At 71.3% G+C, this 22,218-nt stretch carries 16 protein-coding genes and 1 rRNA gene; 11 read left to right on the plus strand and 6 right to left on the minus strand.

Going from position 1 to position 22,218, the window contains the following annotated elements; genetic code table 11:
* From rrf to EDF23_RS17005, 4 genes are all read left to right on the plus strand, one after another.
* Positions 1–88: ribosomal RNA gene (gene rrf, locus EDF23_RS16990) — 5S ribosomal RNA — on the plus strand; the annotation flags it as partial.
* Between the two features lie 98 nt (positions 89–186).
* The gene (locus tag EDF23_RS16995; protein ID WP_131922513.1) at positions 187–1,317 is read left to right on the plus strand and encodes an ROK family transcriptional regulator; all 1,131 of its coding nucleotides are present in this window, start codon (positions 187–189) and stop codon (positions 1,315–1,317) included.
* Between the two features lie 92 nt (positions 1,318–1,409).
* A complete protein-coding gene (locus EDF23_RS17000; protein ID WP_131922515.1) occupies positions 1,410–3,425 on the plus strand; it encodes a beta-galactosidase in 2,016 nt (671 codons plus the stop codon).
* Entirely contained in the window at positions 3,422–5,584 is a 2,163-nt protein-coding gene (locus tag EDF23_RS17005) for an alpha-galactosidase (RefSeq protein WP_243648970.1), read from the plus strand. Before EDF23_RS17000 ends, EDF23_RS17005 begins: the two co-directional genes overlap by 4 nt.
* Before the next feature lie 235 nt (positions 5,585–5,819).
* Here EDF23_RS17005 and EDF23_RS17010 read toward each other — a convergent pair whose 3' ends face one another.
* Positions 5,820–8,477, minus strand: coding sequence for a glycoside hydrolase family 2 protein (locus EDF23_RS17010; protein ID WP_131922517.1), 2,658 nt, complete (start codon positions 8,475–8,477; stop codon positions 5,820–5,822).
* 117 nt (positions 8,478–8,594) lie between these two features.
* Here EDF23_RS17010 and EDF23_RS17015 point away from each other — a divergent pair, with 117 nt between their 5' ends.
* From EDF23_RS17015 to EDF23_RS17040, 6 genes are read left to right on the plus strand one after another with little or no spacing between them, the layout of a single operon-like run.
* Positions 8,595–10,280, plus strand: coding sequence for an ABC transporter substrate-binding protein (locus EDF23_RS17015; RefSeq protein ID WP_131922519.1), 1,686 nt, complete (start codon positions 8,595–8,597; stop codon positions 10,278–10,280).
* A gap of 34 nt (positions 10,281–10,314) precedes the next feature.
* A complete protein-coding gene (locus EDF23_RS17020) occupies positions 10,315–11,304 on the plus strand; it encodes an ABC transporter permease (RefSeq protein WP_111086984.1) in 990 nt (329 codons plus the stop codon).
* A 12-nt stretch (positions 11,305–11,316) separates the two neighbouring features.
* A complete protein-coding gene (locus EDF23_RS17025) occupies positions 11,317–12,351 on the plus strand; it encodes an ABC transporter permease (protein ID WP_131922521.1) in 1,035 nt (344 codons plus the stop codon).
* Positions 12,348–13,220, plus strand: coding sequence for an ABC transporter ATP-binding protein (locus tag EDF23_RS17030; RefSeq protein ID WP_123313058.1), 873 nt, complete (start codon positions 12,348–12,350; stop codon positions 13,218–13,220). Before EDF23_RS17025 ends, EDF23_RS17030 begins: the two co-directional genes overlap by 4 nt.
* Entirely contained in the window at positions 13,217–14,110 is an 894-nt protein-coding gene (locus tag EDF23_RS17035) for an ATP-binding cassette domain-containing protein (protein WP_131922523.1), read from the plus strand. The genes EDF23_RS17030 and EDF23_RS17035 overlap by 4 nt, the downstream gene beginning before the upstream one ends.
* Positions 14,107–16,242 carry a glycoside hydrolase family 36 protein gene (locus EDF23_RS17040; protein ID WP_131922525.1) on the plus strand — a complete coding sequence of 712 codons (2,136 nt, stop codon included), beginning with the start codon at positions 14,107–14,109 and terminating at the stop codon, positions 16,240–16,242. The genes EDF23_RS17035 and EDF23_RS17040 overlap by 4 nt, the downstream gene beginning before the upstream one ends.
* A 206-nt stretch (positions 16,243–16,448) precedes the next feature.
* Here the strand turns inward: EDF23_RS17040 and EDF23_RS17045 are convergent, their stop codons facing one another.
* The 5 genes from EDF23_RS17045 to EDF23_RS17065 all read right to left on the minus strand — a co-directional run bounded on the left by EDF23_RS17045 (position 16,449) and on the right by EDF23_RS17065 (position 21,661).
* Positions 16,449–18,053 (minus strand): DHA2 family efflux MFS transporter permease subunit, encoded by a 1,605-nt coding sequence (locus EDF23_RS17045; RefSeq protein ID WP_131922526.1) that lies wholly within the window; start codon positions 18,051–18,053, stop codon positions 16,449–16,451.
* A gap of 77 nt (positions 18,054–18,130) precedes the next feature.
* A complete protein-coding gene (locus EDF23_RS17050) occupies positions 18,131–18,763 on the minus strand; it encodes a response regulator transcription factor (protein WP_123340278.1) in 633 nt (210 codons plus the stop codon).
* Complete coding sequence (locus EDF23_RS17055; protein WP_165901177.1) at positions 18,760–19,962, minus strand: sensor histidine kinase; 1,203 nt, start codon at positions 19,960–19,962, stop codon at positions 18,760–18,762. Before EDF23_RS17055 ends, EDF23_RS17050 begins: the two co-directional genes overlap by 4 nt.
* Before the next feature lie 53 nt (positions 19,963–20,015).
* The gene (locus EDF23_RS17060; protein ID WP_131922530.1) at positions 20,016–20,825 is read right to left on the minus strand and encodes an ABC transporter permease; all 810 of its coding nucleotides are present in this window, start codon (positions 20,823–20,825) and stop codon (positions 20,016–20,018) included.
* Positions 20,825–21,661 (minus strand): ABC transporter ATP-binding protein, encoded by an 837-nt coding sequence (locus tag EDF23_RS17065; protein ID WP_131922532.1) that lies wholly within the window; start codon positions 21,659–21,661, stop codon positions 20,825–20,827. Before EDF23_RS17065 ends, EDF23_RS17060 begins: the two co-directional genes overlap by 1 nt.
* A gap of 199 nt (positions 21,662–21,860) precedes the next feature.
* On the opposite strand from EDF23_RS17065, the gene EDF23_RS19355 reads away from it, so the two are divergent.
* A complete protein-coding gene (locus EDF23_RS19355) occupies positions 21,861–22,214 on the plus strand; it encodes a lactococcin 972 family bacteriocin (RefSeq protein WP_165901178.1) in 354 nt (117 codons plus the stop codon).
* The last annotated feature ends 4 nt before the right edge of the window (positions 22,215–22,218 follow it).

Genomic DNA, 22,218 nt, shown 5'->3' on the forward strand with positions numbered 1-22,218 from the left:
CGGTCACATTCCGAACCCGGAAGCTAAGCCTCTCAGCGCCGATGGTACTGCAAGGGGGACCTTGTGGGAGAGTAGGACGCCGCCGGACTTAACGTAGGCAACACCAGGGAACCCCTGACCAGCACTGGTCAGGGGTTTTCTGCGTTTCCGGGCTGAGCCGTAGGATCAGCCGACGACGGAGGAACGATGACCGAAGCCTGGCCGGCACTGCCCGAGGGTTCCCGCTTGGCACTGCGGGAGATCCTCATCCACGGCACGCTCTCGCGGGCGGAGATCGCTCGGTCGCTCGGGCTGTCGCGAGCGAGCTTGACCCGGGCGATGAGGATCCTCGTGGCGCACCGGCTCGTGGTCGAGGTCGGCACCGACGTGCGTGGGGCCACCGGTCGGCCGTCGGAACTGCTGCAGTCGAGTTCGGGGCAGTGGGAGTTCCTCGGCGTCAAGCTGACCCGGGAGCGTCTGTACGCCGCGGTGACCGACCTGGGCGGGCGGGTCCTCGCCCTGCACGAGGAGACGGTGCCGTCGACCCTGCCGGAGGACCTGGCCGACCAGATCAGCACCGTGCACGAGCGCCTCCGTGCCGTGCACCCTGCGATCTGCGCCGTCGGGGTGTCCCTGCCCGGTGACGTCCTCATCCGGGGCGGAGAGGCCGTTGTCGCGTCGTCGCCGTTCCTCGGGTGGACCGACGTCCCGTTCGCACGGATGGTCCGGGAGCGAACGGGGCTCGCAGCCTTCACGGCGAACGACGTCCACGCCCTGACCGTCAAGGAGCACTGGTTCGGTGCCGGCGCCGGCCGTGGGTCGATGGCCCTGGTCACCGTGGGTGAGGGGCTCGGCCTCGGACTCATCGTGAACGGGCAGGTATCCACCGGCGAGCACGGGCGGCTCGGTCGGATCGGGCACCTACCGGTCCTCGGTGGTGGGCCCGACTGCGGCATCGGGCACGCGGGGTGTGCCTCGAGCTACCTGCCGAGTCCGGTGATCGTGCGGAACGCCGGGCGCGAGGGATCGTCGTACGAGCAGGTCGTCGAGCTCGCGCGGAACGGTGACGAGCAGGCCGTGGCGGCGTTCGAGGACGCCGGACGAGCACTCGGTGTCGTCCTGGCCACCACGGTGCACATCGCCGACCCTGCCGCGATCGTCCTGACCGGAGACGGGCTGCCGGTGTACGACCTGGCACGGACCACGGTGGACGAGTCGCTCCGTGCGGCCCTGGCTCCGTACCGGCAGCCGGTGACGGTCGAGGTGCAGCCGTTCGAGTTCTCGGAGTGGGCGCGAGCGGGGGCGGTCCTCGCGATCCGGCAGCTGCTGGAGACCTGATGCGGCACCACTGACAGTGCGTTAGTTACACACGTTGACAAACACCGCCGGAGACGGGAGGCTGGTGCGGTCCACCCATCGAAGGAGATGCCGTGACCGCTGCCCCCACCGTCCCGTGGCCGACCGACGGCCTGTCGTTCGGCGGCGACTACAGCCCTGAACAGTGGCCGCGCGAGGTCTGGTTCGAGGACGTCCGCCTGATGCGCGAGGCCGGGGTGAACCTGGTCACGATCGGGGTCTTCTCGTGGGCGCTGCTCGAGCGGTCGCCGGGGGAGTACACCTTCGACTGGCTCGACGACGTCATCGCCCTGCTGCACGACAACGGCATCGCCGTGGACCTCGCGACGCCGACCGCCGCCCCGCCGAACTGGCTGCTGACCGCCCACCCCGAGGTCCTTCCGGTGGACGCGACGGAGCGACGGGAGCGCCCGGGCGGACGCCTCGGGTGGTGTGCGGCGTCGACGGTCTTCCGCGAGCACGCCCTGCGGATCGTCGGTGCCCTGGCCGAACGGTACGGTCACCACCCCGCGGTGCGGCTGTGGCACGTGAGCAACGAGCTCGGTGGCGGGAATGGCCGCTGCTACTGCGAGGAGTCGGCAGCGGACTTCCGGCGCTGGCTCGCCGACCGGTACGGGGACGTCGACACCGCCAACGCCGCGTGGGGAACGGCCTTCTGGGGGCACACCTACACGTCCTTCGACGAGGTCTCACCCCCGCGTGGCGTCGGCGGCGCACCGAACCCCGGCCTCTTCCTGGACTTCGAGCGGTACTCGTCCGACGCGCTGCTCCGGCACTTCGACGCCGAGAAGGCCGTCATCGAGCAGCACTCGAACGTCCCCGTCACGACGAACTTCATGGTCGGCGCGGGCTCCCAGGTCGTCGACTACGCCGAGTGGGCGAAGCACGTCGCGATCCCGGCGAACGACCACTACACGCTCGTCGACGACCCGCACCGCGAACAGGACCTCGCCCTCGCGGCCGACCGGATGCGCGGCATCACCGCCGGCCGCACCCCGTGGTTGCTCATGGAGCACTCGACGGGCGGCCCGAGCTGGCAGCAGCGCAACCGGGCGAAGGAACCGGGCGAGATCCTGCGCAACTCGCTCGCGCACGTCGCCCGCGGGTCCGACGGCGCACTGTTCTTCCAGTGGCGGGCCTCCACCGCGGGGGCCGAGCAGTTCCACTCCGCGATGGTCCCGCACGCCGGCACCCGCACCCGGATCTGGCGCGAGGTCGTCGCGCTCGGCCGGGCACTCCGCGACCTCGCCCCCGTGCAGGGCAGCCGCGTCGAGCCGGCCCGGGTCGCGATCGTCGTCGACGAGCCGTCCGGCTGGGCGCTGCAGTCCGGGCTGAAGCCGCACCGAGCGCTGCGGTACTCCCGAGAGCTCCGTGCCTGGTACGCCGCGTTCCACGACCGGCAGGTGCTCACCGACGTCGTGCCCTCGGACGCCGACCTCGACGGCTACGACGTGGTGGTCGTCCCCACGATGCTCATCGTCGACGACGCCACCGCCGCACGGATCGCCGCGGTGGTCGACCGCGGCGCGACCCTCATCGTCACCTACCTGTCCGGCGTCGCCGACGAGACCGCCCGCATCCGCGCCGGCGGCTACCCGGGCGCGTTCCGGCAGGTGCTCGGGGCCTGGAGCGAGGAGTTCACCCCGCTGCAGCGCGACGAGACCCGCACGCTCGACGACGGCGGTACCGTCACCGACTGGGCCGAGGCCGTCGTGGTCGACGACGCCGACGTCGTGCTCCGGTACACGGACGGACCGCTCGCGGACCGCGCAGCGGTCACCCGCCGCGCCGTCGGCGGCGGCGCCTGGTACGTGTCCGCGATGCTGCCTGCCCAGAGCACCCAGCGGCTCGTGGACCGGGTCGTCGAGGAGCGCGCGCTCCCGCGGACGGTCACCGCGCCTCCCGGCCTGGAGGCGGTGCGCCGCGTCCACGACGACGGATCCGTCTTCCTGTTCCTCGTCAACCACCGCGCGGACGACGTGACGGTCGTCGCGTCCGGTACGGACCTGCTCGACGGCTCCGGCCACGGGCCGGAGACCGTCGTGCCCGCCGGTCGCGTCCGCGTCCTGCGCGAGGAGCGTGCGTCGTGACCGTCGTGGACCGCGACCCGGCGCCGGCGCAGGCGGTCGACGGACGGCAGGTGCAGGTCCTGCGCGGCGGCGGGGTGTCGCTCGTGCTGGCGACCGCCGACGACGGGCTGCCCGAGGTGCTGCACTGGGGCCGCGACGTCGGACCCGTGACGGACGGCGACGGCGCCGAACTGCTGCTCGCGCTCGGACGGCCGCTCGGACCGAGCGCCCTCGATGCAGCCTGGCCACTGACCGTGCTGCCGACCGAACGCGACGGGTGGGAGGGACGACCCGCGATCGCCGGGCACGTCGACGGGCTGCCGCTCGTGCCGCGGTGGCGCGACGTCGAGGTGACCGCGGAGCCGGGCGCGCTGGTCGTGACCGCGGTGTCCGACGAACTGCTGCTGCGGAGCGCCTTCCGGCTCGACGCCGCGGGGGTGCTGCGCGTCGGGCACACCGTGACGAACGGGGCCGCCGTGCCCGTGCACCTGGAGGCGCTCGAGGCGACGCTGCCCGTGGGCGAACGGGTCGGCGAGGTGCTCGACCTGGCCGGACGGTGGACGCGGGAGCGCACCCCGCAGCGGCGGACCCTGACCGCCGGCAGCCACGCGCGGGAGAGCCGCCGCGGTCGCACCGGCCACGACGCCCCGACGCTGCTCGTGCTCGGGACGCCGGGGTTCTCGGACGCCCAGGGTGAGCTCTGGGCCGTGCACCTGGCCTGGAGCGCCGACTCGGTGCACCGGTACGACCTGCTCGCCGAGGCGCGACCGCTGCTCGGTGCCGGGGAACTCCTGCGCGCCGGCGAGGTCGTCCTCGGGCAGGGGGAGTCCTTCGCCGCGCCCGACGCCGTCTTCGTCTGGAGCGACGCCGGGCTCGACCGCCTGTCCGACCGGCTGCACGACTCGCTCCGCAGCCGCCCCGGTCACCCGAAGCGCCCCCGGCCGGTGGTGCTCAACACGTGGGAGGCCGTCTACTACCGGCAGGGCCTCGCACCCCTGGTGGCCCTGGCGGAGACCGCCGCGGACATCGGTGTCGAGCGGTTCGTGCTCGACGACGGCTGGTTCCTCGGGCGCCGCTCGGACTCGACGTCGCTGGGGGACTGGCGCGTCGACCCGACGGTGTGGCCGGACGGCCTCGGGCCGCTCGTCGACCGGGTCCGCGGCCTCGGCATGGAGTTCGGGCTGTGGTTCGAGCCAGAGATGGTGAGCCCGGTGTCCGAGCTCGCGGCGGCGCACCCCGAGTGGCTGCTGCAGCGCCCCGAGGACCACGTCCGCACGTGGCGGAACCAGTACGTGCTCGACATGGCGAACCCGCTCGCGCGGGCGTACGTGCTCGAGGCGATGTCCGCCGTCATCGGGGCGCACCACGTCGACTTCGTGAAGTGGGACCAGAACCGCGACATCGTGCACGCGGTCCACGCCGGACGTGCGGGCATCGACGCGCACACCCGCGGGGTCTGGACGCTGATGGACGCGCTGCGCGCCCGGCACCCGTGGCTCGAGATCGAGGCGTGCGCGAGCGGCGGCGCCCGCGTGGACCTCGGCGTGCTGGAGCGCACCGACCGTGTGTGGCCGTCCGACTCGAACGACGCGTTCGAACGCCTGCCGATCCAGCGGTGGACCGAGGCACTGCTGCCGCTCGAGCTGATCGGCTCGCACGTCGGCCCCGAGGTCTCGCACACCACCGGCCGGCACCTCGACCTGGACTTCCGGATGGCGGTGTCGCTGTTCGGCTCCGCCGGCATCGAGACCGACGTCACCCGGCTGTCCCCGACGGAGCTCGACCGGCTGCGGGCGTGGACGGCGTTGTACAAGCGGGAGCGTGGGCTGCTGCACACCGGCCGGCTGCGGCACCTGGAGCTCGGCGACCCCGGGCTCGTGGCGACCTCGGTCGTGGCCGTCGACCGGTCGCGAGCGCTGGTGCGGGTCGCACGGACCGAGACCGGGCCGCAGTCGCTGCCGGTGCCGCTCCGGATGCGGGGGCTCGACCGGGCGCGGCGCTACCGGCTGGCGCCCGTCACGGGGCTGCGGGTGCCGCACGGGCTCGACATGGTGCCGCCGGCGTGGCTCGTGCGCGGGCACCTGGAGCTGTCGGGCGCGGTGCTCGAGGACATCGGGGCGCGGCTGCCGCTGCTGGCCCCCGCGACCGCCATCGTGTTCGAGCTGCACGCCCTCGACTGACGCGCCCCTGCCGGCCGCCGGCTGGCGCGGCCGTCGGCCGTGGTCGGGCAGGCGCGGCCGGCGAGCGGGCGGAACATCCCGGTTCGTGGCGTGCGCACGCGGGAGTTTCGCCCGCTCGGCGGGACGGCGCGGCCGTACTGGTGTGCTGACGGTTCTGGTTCGCGATCTCGCAGGATCGTGAACCAGAACCGTCATGCCGCTGGCGGAACCCGTCCCCGCCCGGGCGCGGCCCGCGTCAGGGGAGGAGCGAGCCCGCGTGACGGAGGACGAACGGGCCGACGAGCGCCTCGGCGTCGATGCCCGGCGCACCCGTCACCGTGAAGGTCACCGACTCGCCGGCGAGCAGGGACACCAACCCGTCGTCGACCCGAGCGGCCGGGTCCACGCGGTCCGGGAACAGCGAGACGTCCCGCGCGTAGGACGTCGCCGTCACCGTGACGACCGCCCCGTCGTCCGTCCCCGTGACCGACGTGGACAGCGGTGCGCGGGCGAGCACCTGGTCGACGACCTCGGCGAAGTCGAACACCGTGCGGGTTCCGGCTCCGGTGACGACGAGCACCTCGGACCCGGCGTCCCCGGGCACGGCGAGCGAGGCCGGCAGCGTGACCCGGTCGGCATCGGCGGGTGCGGCGGCCAGCGCGAACGACGACGAGTCGAGCACCGTGCCGTCGAACGCGACGCGGGCGACCGTGACCTCGTCGGCGGCCGGCGCCCCGGACGCGTTCACAAGCACGACGTCGAGCCCACCAGCAGCACCCTCGGTAGCGGGCTGCACGGTCAGCAGTACCGGTTGGTAGGCCTGCCGCACCGCGTACCAGACGGGCTTCCGGATGCCCGCGTGGTCGACGAGCGCCCAGGACACCACGGGCCAGTCGTCGTTGAGCTGCCAGACGATCATCCCGGTGTTGTCGGGCGTGCGGGACCGGAACCACTGCATGCCGAAGCGGATCGCGTGCGCCTGGTTGAGCTGTGACGCCCAGTGCCAGTCCTCGATGCTCGTCGGCGTCGGCAGGTGCCCGCGCATGCCGTCGGCGAGCTTCCGGTTGCCCTGGTCGGCCTTCTGGTGCACGAGCATCTCGTGGCCGTCGGGGTCGAGCGGCTCGTCGTGCACCACGGCGGTGAGGGTCGACCAGGCGGGCGGCCCCTGGAACCCGAACTCCGCCACGAACCGCGGGTTCCAGTCGGCGTAGGCGCGGTAGTCGAGCCGGTTCCAGACGTCCCAGATGTGCACGCTGCCGTTCCGCTCGTCGTTCGGCGTCAGGTACTCGTCGAACGAGAACGGGCTGCCCGGCGTGTACGGACGGGTCGGGTCGAGCTCGGCGACGATCGCGGGCAGCAGCGAGCGGTAGTAGCCGTTGCCCCAGGTCCGGCCGACGAGCGACGGCCGCCAGCCCCACTCGGCGTACGCGACGAGGTTCTCGTTGTTGCCGTTCCACACGACGAGCGACGGGTGCGGGCTGAGGCGGGTGACGGCTTCGCGGACCTCGGGCTCGACCTCGTCGGCGAGCCAGGGCTCCTCGGCGTAGGCGGCGCAGGCGAACAGGAAGTCCTGCCATACGAGCACCCCGAGCTCGTCGCAGCGGTCGTACAGGTCGTCGGACTCGTAGATCCCGCCGCCCCAGATGCGGAGCAGGTTGACGTTCGCCTCGATCGCGTCGTCGATCCGGTCGGCGTAGCGCTCGGGCGTCATCTCGGTCAGGTACGCGTGGTCGGGGATCCAGTTCGCGCCCCGCACGATCACGGGCCGGTCGTTCACCCGGAGCAGGAACGGGGCTCCGCCGGCGTCGGCGGCGGTGTCGAGCGTCACGGTGCGGAACCCGACGCGGCCGGTCCAGACGTCGTCGCCGACCTCGACCCGGACGTCGTACAGCGGCTGGTCGCCCTCGCCGCGCGGCCACCAGACGGCGACGTCGGGGACCTCGAGCCGCACGACGGCGGTGCCGTCGACGACGGCGCGCACGCTGGTGACGGACGTCGCGCCCGGCGCGGACGGGCGGCCGGGAGGCACGGTGCCGGACCCGACGGGCGTCGCCGCCGCATCGGTGCCGCTCGCGCCGGGGGCGGACGTGTTCTGCTCGGCCAGGGCGGCGCCGTGGCCGTCGGCCCCGCCGGGGGTGACGTGCGGGGTCAGGGTGACCCGCGCCTCCAGGCCGGCCCGACCGGACACCCCTGCGACCGGAGCCGACCCGATGTGCTGGGAGAAGGCCCCGGTGGAACCTGCGGACTCGACGTCGACGTGCGCGGTGAGCACGCCGGTGGTGCCGTCGACGTCGACGAGGGGGCGGACGGCCGCGATGCGGGCGTCGCTCCACGACTCGATGCCGATCGACTTCCAGATGCCGCTCGTGGCGACGTCGATGCCCCAGTCCCAGCCGAAGTTCGACGCGTTCCTGCGGAGTGCGTTGTACGGGTGGTGGTTGACGTGGGGGAGTTCGCCGCCGTGCAGGGCGGACAGTCGCTCGGCCGCGGGGACCGGGGCGTCGAAGGTGATCACGAGCTCGTTCGTACCGGGGCGCAGCAGGTGCCCGACGGGGAACCGGTACGCGCGGTGCTGGTTCGCGGTGGTGGCGACGACGATGCCGTTCAGCTCGATCGTCGCGAGGGTGTCGAGTCCGTCGGCGACGAGGTCGTGGCGGGCGTGCGTGGTCGGGCCCGTGCCGGTCTCGCCCGACCACGCGAAGGTGCGGCGGTACCGCCAGACCGTGTCGCCGATCCACTGGGTCGCGGCCTCGTTGTCGCCGTCGAACGGGTCGGGGATCCGGCCCGCCCGCAGCAGGTCGGTGTGCACGCAGCCGGGGACGATCGCGGCGACCGGCTCCCGGTGCGCATCGGCCTGTGCCGGGCCGTGCACCGCCTCGACCGTCCACGTGCCGTCCAGGGTGGTCCGCTCCATTGCGTCTCCTCAATCGTGACGGGGCCGTGACGCGACCCCTTGACCGCCTTAGTTTACGCGTGTAACAATCACGCTCACAACGTGGATCCTGCGACGACGCAGACCGAGAGGACAACGATGTTCAACCCAACCCGTTCACGGCTCGCCATCGGCGCCGCCGTCCTCCTCGCCGCCGGCCTCGCGCTGAGCGGCTGCAGCGCGAGCGGCAACGCCAGCACGAAGGACGACGCCGCCTCGACCCTGGTCGCCTACACCGGACAGTCCGGCGACTACCAGATCAACTTCAACCCGTGGTCGCCGTCCAACATCGGCGGCGTCGGCACGATCTACGAGTCGCTGTTCTTCATCACCAACGTCAACACGAACGACCCGAAGCCGCTGCTCGGCAAGTCGTACGAGTGGAACACCGACGGCACGCAGCTCACCATCACGCTGCGCGACGGGGCGACCTGGAGCGACGGCGAGCCCTTCACCTCGAAGGACGTCGTGTTCACGCTCGACATGCTCAAGAAGCAGAAGGCCCTGAACTCGATCGGCTACGACGGCACCGCGAAGGCCGACGGCGACTCCAAGGTCGTCGTGACGTTCGACAAGCCGTCGTTCGTGCTCGGCCCGAACCTGCTCGGCAAGACCTGGATCGTGCCGGAGCACCTGTGGAAGGACATCGACCCGACCACCGACGTCGTGCGCGAGCCCGTCGGCACCGGTCCGTACACGCTCGGCACCTTCAAGGCGCAGGCCTTCACCCTCGAGGCGAACAAGAAGTACTGGGACGGCGCCCCGGCCGTGAAGACCATCCGCTACCTGTCGCTCTCCGGCAACACCGCCGGCGCCGACGCGCTCAAGCAGGGCTCGATCGACTGGCAGACCGGCCCGGTGCCGAACATGGACGACATCGCCGGCAACTACAACGGCTACGACGGCATCACCGTCGGCCAGAACCAGATGGCGCTGCTCACCTGCGCGAACACCGACCTCGGGTGCACCGGCCCGCAGACCGACCCGGCCGTCCGGCACGCCATCGCCGACGCGATCAACCGCAAGCAGCTCAACTCGCTGGCGTTCGAGAACACCGCGAGCGAGATCTCGCCGACCTTCGCGCTCACCACGACGCAGAAGGACACCATCTCGAAGGACATCGAGCCGGCCGTGATGCCGGAGACCGCCGACAAGGCCGCCGCCGCGTCGTCGCTCGAGGGCGCCGGGTGGAAGAAGGGCGCCGACGGCATCTACGCCAAGGACGGCAAGAAGCTGTCCCTGACCGTCGAGGTCGTCACCGGCTGGACCGACTACATCACCGCGATCGACACCATGACGCAGCAGCTCAAGGCCGCGGGCATCGAGCTCAAGGCGCAGCAGTCGTCGTGGAACGAGTGGACCGACAAGAAGACCAAGGGCAACTTCGAGCTCGCGATCGACTCGCTCGGCCAGGGCCCGACGGCGAACCCGTACTACCTGTACAACAACTACTTCACGACGGCGAACACCGCGAAGGTCGGTGCAGCAGCCCCGATGAACATCTCGCGGTACAGCAACCCCGACGTGGACAAGGCCATCGCGAAGCTCGCCACGATCAACCCCGAGGACACCGCCGCGACGCAGCCGGAGCTCGACACGATCCAGCAGCACATCGTCGAGGACCTGCCGTACATCCCCGTGATGACCGGTGGCACGACGAGTGAGTTCCACGCGGCGAAGTTCACCGGCTGGCCCACGAAGGACGACCTCTACGCCTTCCCGGCCGTCTGGGCGAGCCCGGACAACGCCGAGATCTTCAAGGCACTGAAGCCGGCGAAGGGCTGACCACGATGGGATCGCGACCGAGGAGCACTCGACGATGACCTACTTCCTGCGCAAGATCGGCTTCTACATCGTCGCGCTGTGGGCGGCACTGACGCTGAACTTCATCATCCCGCGGCTGCTGCCCGGGAACCCGGTGGACATCCTGCTCGCCAAGCTCCAGCAGCGCGGCGGGCAGGTGACCCCGGCGACACGGCAGGCGTACGAGCTGCTCCTCGGTGGCGATTCCTCGGAGCCGCTGATCTCCCAGTACGGCCACTACCTGGTCAACGTGTTCCGCGGTGACCTCGGGGTGTCCGTCAGCTACTTCCCGGCCCCCGTCACCGAGGTCATCGCGAGCTCGCTGCCGTGGACCATCGCCCTGGTCGGCATCGCCACCATCCTGGCCGCCATCATCGGCGTCGGCCTCGGCGCCTTCGTCGGCTGGCGTCCGGGCACCTGGCTCGACTCGTTCGTGCCGGCCACCACCCTGCTCGCCGCGGTGCCGTACTTCTGGCTCGCGCTGATCCTGGTGTACTTCTTCGCCACCGGCATCCACCTGTTCCCGGCGCAGGGCGGCTACGACGTCATCCTGACCCCCGGGTTCAACTGGGACTTCATCGCCTCGGCGATCCAGTACGGGGTGCTGCCGGCCGTGACGATCGTGCTCGCGTCGCTGGGCGGCTGGCTGCTCGGCATGCGCAACATGATGGTGTCGACGCTGTCCGAGGACTACATCACCACCGCGCAGGCCAAGGGGCTGTCCGACGGCAAGATCCTGCGGAACTACGCCGCCCGGAACGCCGTGCTGCCATCGGTCGCCGGCTTCGCGATCTCCCTCGGGTTCATCGTGTCCGGCTCCGTCGTCACCGAGCAGGTGTTCTCGTACCCGGGCATCGGGTCGAAGCTGCTGTCCGCGGTGACCAACAACGACTACGCGCTCATGCAGGGGATCTTCCTGTTCATCACCCTGGCGGTCCTCGGCGCGAACCTCGTCGTCGACCTGCTGTACGGGCTCATCGACCCGCGGACGCGGGCGCGGAGCTAGGGAGGACACGCCATGACCAACATCCAGCAGGACACCGAACCCACCATCGGCGCACTCGCCGAGGAAGCCGACGCCGGGTCGACGCGGAGCATCGCCACGGCCCGCGCGTCACGACCGAAGGGCGGCATCCGCCGTTTCCTGCCGACCCTGACCCCGTGGCTCATCACGGGCATCGCGCTCGTCGCCGGCGTCACGCTGTTCGGCGTCCTCGGACCGCTGCTCGTCGGCGACCCGACCACCATCCGCGACTCCGGACTGCAGGGCCCGAGCGGCGAGAACCTGCTCGGGACGACCCAGACCGGGCAGGACGTGCTCGCCCAGCTCGCCTACGCCACTCGCGGCAGCCTGCAGATCGGCCTGATCGTCGGCGTCCTCGCCACGGTGCTGTCCGCGTTCTTCGGTATCCTCGGCGCGTACCTGGGCGGGATCATGGACGAGGCGTTCTCGCTGTTCTCGAACGTGTTCCTCGTCATCCCCGGCCTGCCGCTCGTCATCGTCATCTCGGGCCTGGTCCCGCGCGAGGCCCGCGGGCTCTGGACCATCGCCGTCGTCCTCGCGATCACCTCGTGGGCCGGGTCCGCCCGGGTCCTGCGGGCGCAGACGATGTCGATCCGGAACCGCGACTACGTCTCCGCCGCCCGGGTCGCCGGTGAACGACCCTGGCGGGTCATCGCCGTCGAGATCCTGCCGAACCTGCTGCCCGTCCTGGCGTCGCAGTTCGTGTTCGCGGTGATCGCCGCGATCCTCGGGGAAGCGGGGCTGTCGTTCCTCGGCCTCGGGGCGTCGAACTCGTCGACGCTCGGCACCATGCTCTTCTACGCCCAGAACGGCTTCGCGCTGGCGAACGGCGCCTGGTGGTGGTTCGTGCCACCCGGCCTGCTCATCGCGCTGCTCGGCATGGGCCTGTCCCTGGTGAACTTCTCGATCGACGAGGTCATCAACCCACGACTGGCGAACGTGCGCGCCAAACGGCGGCGCGAACGTCGCGCCAAGCGTGCCGCCCGCGCCTCGCGTTCCGCGCGCACCACGAAGGAGTTCGTCCGATGAGTGCCGAAGCCGTGCTGACGATCGACCACCTCGACGTCGTCTACGAGACCGAACACCCCGTGCACGCCGTCAAGGACGTGTCGCTCACCCTGGCCCCCGGCGAGATCCTCGGGCTCGCGGGGGAGTCCGGCTGCGGGAAGACGACCCTGGCCTACGCCATCACCCGGTTGCACCGACCGCCGGCGAAGGTCGCCTCGGGCAGCATCACGTTCCACGACCGCGACGGCACCGACATCGACCTGCTCGGGCTGCCGCACGAGCAGCTGCGGGCCGTGCGCTGGTCGAAGCTGTCGATGGTGTTCCAGGGCGCGATGAACGCCCTCAACCCGGTCACCACCATCCGGGCGCAGCTCGACGACGCCCTGAAGGAACACCGGCGCGACCTGTCCCGCAAGGAGCGGCGCGCGATCGCCGAGGACGCCCTGAGCCGCGTCGGCGTCGACCCGTCCCGCATCACCGCGTACCCGCACGAGCTGTCCGGCGGCATGCGGCAGCGCGTGATGATCGCGATGGCCATGCTGCTCGAACCGCAGATCATGATCATGGACGAGCCCACCACCGCACTCGACGTCGTGGTGCAGCGCGAGATCCTGCGCGAGATCGTCCGCCTGCGCGACGAGCTCGGGTTCGCCGTCGTGTTCATCACGCACGACCTGCCGCTGCTGCTCGAGATCAGCGACCGGATCGCGATCATGCTGCGCGGCGAGGTCGTCGAGTGCGACCGGGCCTCGGTCATCCAGCACGACCCGAAGCACCCGTACACGCAGAAGCTGCTGCAGTCGTTCCCGAGCCTGTCGGGGGAGCGCGGCGCGTTCATCCGCTCCGGCGTCGACGACCACGCGGCAGCCGTCCACGAGGAGATCCGATGACCAGCGTGACCGTCAGCCACCTCGGCAAGGACTTCCACACCCGCAAGGGCCTGAAGCGCACCACCCTGCACGCCGTCGACGACGTGTCGTTCGAGCTGCTGCCCGGGAAGACCGTGGCGTTGGTCGGGGAGTCCGGCTCGGGCAAGTCCACCATCGCCCGGATGCTCGCCAAGCTCGAGAGCACCACCCGCGGCTCGATCGACGTCCGGCTCGAGGACGGCACACCCGTCGTCGGCAGCATGTACCGCCGGCACGTGCAGATGGTGTTCCAGGACCCCTTCGCCTCGCTCAACCCGTTCCACTCGATCGAGCACCACATCGCCCGGCCGCTCCAGCTGCACCACCGAGCCCGGGGTGCCGACGAGACCGCCGAGAAGGTGCGGGAACTGCTCGGCCGCGTCAACCTCGACGAGGACTTCGCGAGCCGCCGCCCGCACGAGCTCTCCGGCGGACAGCGGCAGCGCGTCGCCATCGCCCGCGCACTCGCCCCCGGGGCCCAGGTGCTCATCGCCGACGAACCGGTGTCGATGCTCGACGTGTCGATCCGGCTCAGCGTGCTCAACCTGATGGGCCGCCTGCAGCGCGAGGACCACCTCGCCGTGCTCTACATCACGCACGACCTGGCGACCGCACGCCACTTCTCCGACGAGATCCTGGTGCTCTACCGCGGCCGGGTCGTCGAACGCGGGCCCTCCGACGCCGTCATCCTCGACCCGCAGCACGACTACACCCGGCTGCTCGCCGAGGCCGCCCCCGACCCGGAGCGCACCGACCGCAAGGTGACCTCGGGCAGCGCTCTCGACCGCTCGAAGATCGACAACACCACCTGCTACGACCACGGCGTCGGCGCGTGGATGTCGAGTGAGCCCGCTCCGGTCGGCGCACGGTGAGCGGAGTCTTCGCCGACTGGGTCACCCCGGGGTTCTCGGCACGGTTCCGGATCGGCGACGACCAGCCCGCGGCACTCGTGTCGTTCGTGGCGGCCGGCGGAGCGCTCGCCGGCGGAGCACGCGCCGACGGGGCGCTCCTCGATGGGCCCGCGGACCCGCAGCCCCTGGTGGAGCTGACGACGATCGGACACGGGCGGTTCCCGGGCGGGTACCGGCACGTGGACTCCACGATCGGGGCGCGACTGCGACCCGTGTCGTGGCGTGTGTCGGACGACGCGACCGACCCGTGGTTCCGGATCGTGCAGGCGGACGTGGCCACGGGCCTCCAGGTCGAGTCGGTCTTCCGGGCGCGCGCCGACGTCGCGGGCTTCCAGACGTGGACCGAGGTATCCGCCGAGGACGGCGAGCACGTCGTGGACTTCGTGTCGTCGTTCGCGACCGGGGCGTTCCTGACGGACTCCGGGGCCGGCGTCGACGACCTGGCCCTCGTGCACGCGGACAACGACTGGGCGGCCGAGAGCCGGTGGCGGACCGATCCGCTGCGGTCGATCGGACTCGCGGCGATCGACCGCGAGGCGCAGCACCACCCGCCCCGCAGCCGCGCCGTCGTGCAGAACCGGGGGTCGTGGTCGACCGGTGAGGCACTGCCGATCGGCGTGCTGACGACTGCTCCGTCCGCTGGCGCTGCGCCCTACGCGCTCGTCTGGCAGGTCGAGCACAACGGGCCGTGGCTGTACGAGCTCGGCGAGACCCGGCGGCACGCGTACGTGCTGCTGAGCGGACCGACCGACCAGGAGCACCAGTGGACGGCGGTCGTCGCTCCGGGGCAGCCGTTCGTGTCCGTGCCGGTGTCGGTGGGGATCGCCGGCTCGGTCGGTGGGGCGTTCGGGGTCCTCACGGCGCAGCGTCGGGCGTTCCGGCACGTGCGCGAGGCCGATCGCGCCCTGCCGCTCGTGTTCAACGACTACATGAACACGCTCATGGGCGACCCGACCACCGAGAAGCTGCTGCCGTTGATCGACGCCGCTGCCGATGCCGGAGCGGACCTGTTCTGCATCGACGCCGGCTGGTACGCCGAGGGGCACTGGTGGGACACCGTCGGGGCCTGGGAGGAAGCTGCTTCGCGGTTCCCGACCGGGCTCGGGTTCGTCATCGACCACATCCGGTCGCGGGGGATGCAGGCCGGGCTCTGGCTCGAACCCGAGGTCATCGGCATCCACTCGCCGCTGGCCGCGACCCTGCCGGACGACGCCTTCGTCCACCACCACGGCGTGCGGGTCGCCGAGCACGGACGGCACCTGCTCGACCTCCGGTCACCGGCCGCGCGGGCGCACCTGGACTCGGTTGTCGATCGACTGGTCGGGTCGCTCGGCGTGACGTTCTTCAAGATGGACAACAACACGATGACCGGGCCGTTCGCCGGGATGCTCGACCACCAGCGTGCGCTGCTCGACTGGATCGACGCGGTGCAGGAGCGGTACCCGTCGCTGCTCATCGAGAACTGCGCCTCGGGAGCGATGCGCGCCGACTCCGCGATGCTGTCCCGGTTGCACATGCAGTCGACCTCGGACCAGCAGGACCCGGTGCTGTCGGCGTCGATCGCAGCCGCTGCCCCCGCCGCGATGCTGCCCGAGCAGGCCGGGAACTGGGCCTACCCGGCGCCGTCGATGTCGCCCGACCTGTTCGACCTGTCGCTCGTGAACGGAGTGCTCGGGCGGATGTACCTGTCGGGCTACCTCAATTCGATGAGCACATCGCAGCGGGCCGTCGTGCGTTCTGCGATCGCCGCACACCGAGCAGTGCTCGAGATCATCGAGTCGTCGGTGCCGGAGTGGCCGCTCGGGCTGCCGGCATGGGAGGACCCGTGGCTCGCGCTCGGCCTGCGTGCTCCGTCGGGCGATCTGTACTTGTCGGTGTGGTCGCTGCCCGGTGCGTCGGGATCGGTGTCGTTGCCGCTGCCGGGCTTCGCCGGGCAAGCGGTCGTCGTCGAGCCGCTGTTCCCGACGGCGCTCGGGTCGTGGTCCGTGACGTGGGACGCCGCCTCGGGCTCGCTCGAGGTCGCCAACGGCGGGGCGACCCCCACAGCGCGGGTGCTTCGCGTCCGACCGGAGGGGGCGGACGCGGAGCACTGAGCGGGGCGCGCGTCGCGATGGCAGGGCGCGCGTCGGAGCGGACGGGAGGCACGGTGCAGGCAGGCGCCGTGCCTCCTGTCCCGTCGGTGGTCGCGTCCACGGCACGGGGGACGCGGGTTCGCGTCCGGCCGGTGACGGTTCTGGTTCAGGATCCTCGGGGATCGTGAACCAGAACCGTCAGGAGCGGTGCAGGAAGGGACCCCCGGTCACGCCTGGTCCTCGTCGTCGGGGCGGCGCGGGGCGCGGAGCCGCAGGGTCGCACCGAGGCCGATGACCAGGAAGCCGGCGGCCGAGAACGCGGCAGCGCGGGTGCCGTCGGAGAACGCCTCGGCGGCGTCGGCGCGGGTCTGCCCCTCGAGGCCGGCGATCGCTCCGCCCGAGGACTGCACCACGGTGTCGGCGATCTGCTCGGACTGGGCGGTCGAGACGCCGGCGTCCTGCAGGCGGTGCTCCAGGATGCTGCCCGTCGAGGTGAACAGCACCGTCCCGAGGACCGCGATGCCGAGCGCTGAACCGATCTGGCGCGCGGTGCTCTGGGCACCCGAGGCCTCGCCGCTGCGCTCCACGGGGACGTCCTGCAGCACGACGCCGGTGAGCTGGGCCGTCGCGAGTCCGACGCCGAAGCCGTAGACGAACAGGCACGGGACGATCGCCCACCACGGGGTCGACGAGGTCACGACGAACCCGATCGCGGCGACCCCGACGATCTCGGCGCCGATGCCCATCCGCACGATCGGCAGCGCCCCGATCCGCTGTCCGACCGTGGCCGCGAACCCGCTCGCGACGAACGACCCGATCGCCAGGGCCAGCAGCACGAAGCCGGTCTGCAGCGCCGAGTAGCCGAGGACGTTCTGCAGCCAGAGGGGCAGCGACAGGATGATGCCGAACTCGCCGAGCGACACGATGAGCGCCGCGATCGAGCCGTTCCGGAACGAGCCGATGCCGAACAGATCGGGGGCGATGAGCGTCGACCGGCCCGCACGCTGCCGGCGCCGGGAGCGGACGACGAAGGCCACCCCGGCAGCGATCGCGATCACGAACGCGACGGGGATCGGCGAGACCGGGCCGTCCCACGACCACGAGCCGATCGTGAACGGTGTCGACGACGGAGTCCACCAGCCGTAGGTGCGACCCTCGATCAGCCCGAAGACCAGCGCAGCGCTCGCGATCACGGACAGCAGGGCGCCGACGAGGTCGATGCGGCCGGTGTGCTCGGCGTCGCGCGACTCCCGCACGGCGACCGCGAGGCCGACCAGGATGACCGCCACGATCGGGACGTTGATGCCGAAGGCCCACCGCCACGAGAAGTCCGTCGTCAGCCAGCCGCCGAGCAGCGGACCGACCGCCACCATCCCGCCGATCGTGGAGCCCCACACCGCGAAGGCGATGCCGCGCTCCCGGCCGGTGAACGTCGCGTTGAGGATCGACAGCGTGGTGGGCAGAACCATCGCGCCACCGACACCCTGCAGCACGCGGGACGCCACGAGCAGTTCGCCCGTCGGGGACAGCGCCGCCAGGACCGACGCCACCGCGAACAGGATCACGCCGATGGTCAGCAGGCGCCGGCGACCGAAGCGGTCCGCGACGGCACCGAAGACAAGCAGCAGCGCGGCGAAGACCAGCGTGTAGCTCTCCTGCACCCACTGCACGAGCGTCGAGCCGATGTCGAGGTCGGCGACGATGCTCGGGATCGCCACGTTCACGATCGTGGAGTCGACGATGATGAGCGCGACCGCCAGGCTGATCACGACCAGACCGATCCACCGGCGGCGATCGAGGGTGGTGGTGGGAGCTGCGGCTGGGGCGCTCATGTGCGTGTCCTCTCAGATGATCAGCATGCTGACTACCTGACGGTACACCCGCTCCCGATGACCGGCGCACCGGGGGATCACGGGAGCAGGCGGAGCTCCATCGCGCGGGTCACGGCACGGGTGCGGTCGTTCACGCCGAGCTTCTCGAACACGTGCCCGAGGTGCGTCTTCACCGTCGTCTCGCTGAGGAACAGGGCGCGGCCGATCGCTGGGTTCGAGTTGCCCTGGGCGACGAGCTGCAGGACCTCGAGTTCACGCGGGGTCAGCGACGGGCCAGCAGCCACGGCCGACGAACCCGTTGCTCGTCGGACCAGCGCGGCGGCAGCGGAGGGTGCGAGGGCGGTCTCGCCCCGGGCCGTCGCCCGCACCCCGGCGAGGATCTCGGACTCCGGGGCCGCCTTGAGCAGGTAGCCGGTCGCCCCGGCCTCGATGGCCGCGAGGATCTGGTCGTCGGACTCGTACGTCGTCAGGATCAGGACGCGGACGCCTGGCTCGGCCGCGAGGATCTCCGCCGTCGCCGCATCGCCGTCGAGCTCGGGCATCCGGAGGTCCATCAGCACGACGTCGGGGCGCTCGGCTAGCACCACCGACACCGCTGCACGACCGTCGCTGGCCTGGCCCACCACGTCGATGTCGTCGGCGTCCTGCAACAGTGCGACGATGCCCGAGCGGACGATCGGGTGATCGTCAGCGACCACGACGCGGATCACCGGGTCACCTCCGTCACGGGGTGGCGAACGGCGGACGGGAGGCCCGGTGCGGCTCCGGTGGGCAGGATCGCCTCGACGACGGTGCCCCGGCCCAGGGCGCTCGTGATCGTGCAGGTGCCGCCAGCGAGGGCGAGGCGCTCCCGCAGCCCGCGCAGCCCGTGCCCGCCCGTGGGCTGCTCGGGGTCGAACCCGGCGCCGTCGTCGGTGATCCGCAGCACGGTCTGCCCGTCCTCGGAGACCAGACGGACCTGCGCCGAGCCAGAGTCGGCGTGCGCGCGGACGTTCGAGAGGGCCTCTTGCGCGACCCGCAGCAGGACCACCTGCGCATCACGGTCGAGCGCGCAGTCGGCCGCGTCGACCGTGACGACCGCGCCGGTCTCGCGGGTGTGCCGTTCGGCGAGGCGGTGGAGGGCGCCGGCAAGGCTGTCGCGGGTCATGCCGGCGGCTCCGGCTGCGACGAGGGTGCGGGATTCCTCGAGGGCGGCGCGGGCGGACTCCTCGAGGACGGTGAGCCGTTCCTCGAGCGCATCGGGGCGGTCGTTCGCCAGGTCGCCGCGGGCCCGTTCGGTGAGCATGACGATGCCGGCGAGGTTCTGCGCGACGGTGTCGTGGATCTCGCGGGCCAGGCGCTCCCGTTCGCTCGCGATGCCCGCGGTACGGTTCGCGTCGGCGAGGGACTGCTGGGTGGCGCGGAGTTCCTCGACGAGCTGGCGGCGCTCCTCGGACAGGCCGGCGACGCTCGAGATCCACACGCCCATCGCGCAGGCACCGATCACGCTGATGCCCTCGATGAGCAGGGTGCTGACGAGGGCGTCCGGGCCCTCGGAGACCTGCAGGCCGATGCCGCTTGCGACGCCGACCGCGATGGACAACAGGACCGCGGTGCGGACCCGCTCGGACTGCACCCACACGAGCGGGAACACGATGCACTGCACGAAGGCGGTGCTCGGCACGACGGCCGGCAGCACGAGGGCGGCGACGATGACGAGCGGTAGGAACACCGCGGCGGCTCGGGGGCTGTCGTAGCCGCGGTGCCCGTACGCGATGTACGCCACGACGAGGACCACCACCGCCAGGTAGGCCGGCGAGCGGGTCGACCACGGGGACCAGCCGAGCGCGGTGATCACGGCGGTGAGGAGCATCGTGCCCGCGAAGAACACGTGCAACCACCGGTTGCGCACCCACGTCTCGCCGCTCATGACCACAGCATCCCATCGATGCAGGACCGCGGAGCGGTTCTCCACAGGCCCCATCAGGCGTCCTTGCGGTTCCAGCGGAAGGTGAGGGCGCAGGCCACCGTGCCCCCGACCAGCCACGCGACCAACACGAGCGTTCCGAGGGCGAGGTGCCACGCGCCTCCCGGCTCGGCAGACGCGAACGCGTCGGGCAGGAAGACGGACCGCATGCCGGACGCCATCCAGCGCAGGGGGAAGACGGAGGCGACGTTCTGCAGCCAGTCGGGCAGCTGCGTGAAGGGCAGGTAGACGCCGGAGATGAACTGCAGGACCAGGACGATGGGGACGATCGTGGCGGTGGCGCGGCGGCCCTCGCGGGGGAGCGCCGAGATCGCGATGCCGAGGACGCAGCTGGTGGCGATGCCGAGGACCATCACGCCCGCGAAGACCCCCCAGTTGCTCGCGTCGGTCGGCAGGTCGACGCCGAACACCAGGCTGGCGATCCCGAGCAGCAGCGCCGTCTGCACGATGGTCGTGACGAGCACCATGCCGATCTTGCCGACGAAGTAGCTCAGGACCGGCAGTGGTGTGCCGCCGATGCGCTTCAGCGTGCCGTCGCTGCGTTCGGTCGCGATGTCGACGCCGAGGGACTGGGTGCCGGAGAGCAGGATGCCCGTCGCGACCAGACCGGGCAGGTAGTAGGTGGCGTAGTCGACGCTGATCGGTCGCCCGTTGCTGGCGACGGCGCGGATCGGGTCGGCGTCCGCGAAGGCCACCGAGAACAGCGCCAACATGATGATGGGGAAGAGGAACGTGAAGAAGACGGCGTCGGGAGCGCGGAAGTAGGAGCGGATCTCGTACGAGATGCGGCTGGTCGCGGTGTTCACTACTGGCCCACCATTCCGAGGTAGACGTCCTCGAGGGACGGGCGGATGACTTCGAGGTCGTGCATGGCCGTGGTGCTGCTGCGGACGAGCGCGGTCGGGTCGCTCGTGCGCTCGTCGTGCAGGTCGCCGGCGTCGTCGCGCCAGCGGACTCGTGGTGTGCGGGCTTCGGCGCCGCCGATCTCGTCGATCGGGGCGATGTCGAGCAGCTTCCCGTCGGCGATCACCGCTGCCCGGTCGGCGAGCTGGGCGGCTTCGTCGAGGTAGTGCGTGGTGAGCAGGATCGTCGTGCCCTCGGACTGCACCTGGCGCAGGAGGTCCCAGAACTGCCGGCGGGCCTCCGGGTCGAAGCCCGTGGTCGGTTCGTCGAGGAACAGCACCTCGGGGCGGCCGATGATGCCGAGGGCGACGTCGACGCGGCGGCGCTGGCCACCGGAGAGTCGGGCGATGCGGGTGTTGCGCTGGTCGGTCAACCCGACGGCCGCGAGGAGTTCCTCGGTGCTGCGGTGCTTCGGGTACAGCGTCGCGAAGTGGTTCAGCTGCTCGGCGACCGTGACGTTCGGGGACTCGGCGCTGGTCTGCAGGACGATGCCGATGCGTGCGTTGTGGCTGCGGCTTGTGCGTGCGGGGTCGTGACCGAGGACGCGGACCTCGCCGGCCGAGCGGGACCGGTACCCCTCGAGGATCTCGACCGTCGTGGACTTGCCGGCGCCGTTCGGGCCGAGGAGGGCGAAGGTCTCGCCGGGCTGGATGGTGAAGCTGACGTCGTCGACGGCGACCTTGCCGGTGGCGTACTGCTTGCTGAGGTGCTGGACCTCGATGGCGGGGGACTCGGGCATGGGTCCAGCCTGGCCGGTGGGGCGCCGCGGGGGATCGGTGGGGGCGGTGGTGCTGCATCCTCCGATCGGGGGATGGTGCGGGAAGGACGCGAGCATGTCGTATTCGAGATATCCGGAACTTCAGATTCTGGCGTCGCTCTGCTTGGCTCGGTGCGGGGTCGACGCGGCCCTCCCGTTCCCCCAGCAGAAAGGCCCTTCCATGAAGCGCTTCGGAAAGCTCTCGGCCGTCATCGCGGCTGCAACGCTGTGCGGTGTCCTCGGCGCCGGTGTCGCACAGGCTGCTCCGGATGATGCAACCGCCATTGGCGGCAGCGCGTCCGCCGACGACCTCGGTACCGACGCCACGACCGTCGTCGGCGGCGGCACGTGGTCGTACGGCGTGATCGGCCACCAGGTCGTCTCCGCCTACGACAACCGTCGGTACACCCACAGCACCTCGGTCAAGTCCTCCGGCGTGACCAAGTCGTCGGGACGGATCGCGAAGGGCAAGATCGCCGGCGCGAGCCGCCCGAAAGCACTGTGGGGCAACCAGGCCTTCTGGGCGATCTACTGATCCG

Origin of the sequence: Curtobacterium sp. PhB128 (genome assembly GCF_004340725.1) — a bacterium.
GTDB lineage: Bacteria > Actinomycetota > Actinomycetes > Actinomycetales > Microbacteriaceae > Curtobacterium.

Coding starts and splice junctions, on each gene's coding strand:
- EDF23_RS16995 (WP_131922513.1), top strand. CDS start 187: ATGACCGAAGCCTGGCCGGCACTGCCCGAGGGTTCCCGCTTGGCACTG.
- EDF23_RS17010 (WP_131922517.1), bottom strand. CDS start 8,477: ATGGAGCGGACCACCCTGGACGGCACGTGGACGGTCGAGGCGGTGCAC.
- EDF23_RS17015 (WP_131922519.1), top strand. CDS start 8,595: ATGTTCAACCCAACCCGTTCACGGCTCGCCATCGGCGCCGCCGTCCTC.
- EDF23_RS17020 (WP_111086984.1), top strand. CDS start 10,315: ATGACCTACTTCCTGCGCAAGATCGGCTTCTACATCGTCGCGCTGTGG.
- EDF23_RS17025 (WP_131922521.1), top strand. CDS start 11,317: ATGACCAACATCCAGCAGGACACCGAACCCACCATCGGCGCACTCGCC.
- EDF23_RS17030 (WP_123313058.1), top strand. CDS start 12,348: ATGAGTGCCGAAGCCGTGCTGACGATCGACCACCTCGACGTCGTCTAC.
- EDF23_RS17035 (WP_131922523.1), top strand. CDS start 13,217: ATGACCAGCGTGACCGTCAGCCACCTCGGCAAGGACTTCCACACCCGC.
- EDF23_RS17045 (WP_131922526.1), bottom strand. CDS start 18,053: ATGAGCGCCCCAGCCGCAGCTCCCACCACCACCCTCGATCGCCGCCGG.
- EDF23_RS17055 (WP_165901177.1), bottom strand. CDS start 19,962: ATGAGCGGCGAGACGTGGGTGCGCAACCGGTGGTTGCACGTGTTCTTC.
- EDF23_RS17065 (WP_131922532.1), bottom strand. CDS start 21,661: ATGCCCGAGTCCCCCGCCATCGAGGTCCAGCACCTCAGCAAGCAGTAC.
- EDF23_RS19355 (WP_165901178.1), top strand. CDS start 21,861: ATGAAGCGCTTCGGAAAGCTCTCGGCCGTCATCGCGGCTGCAACGCTG.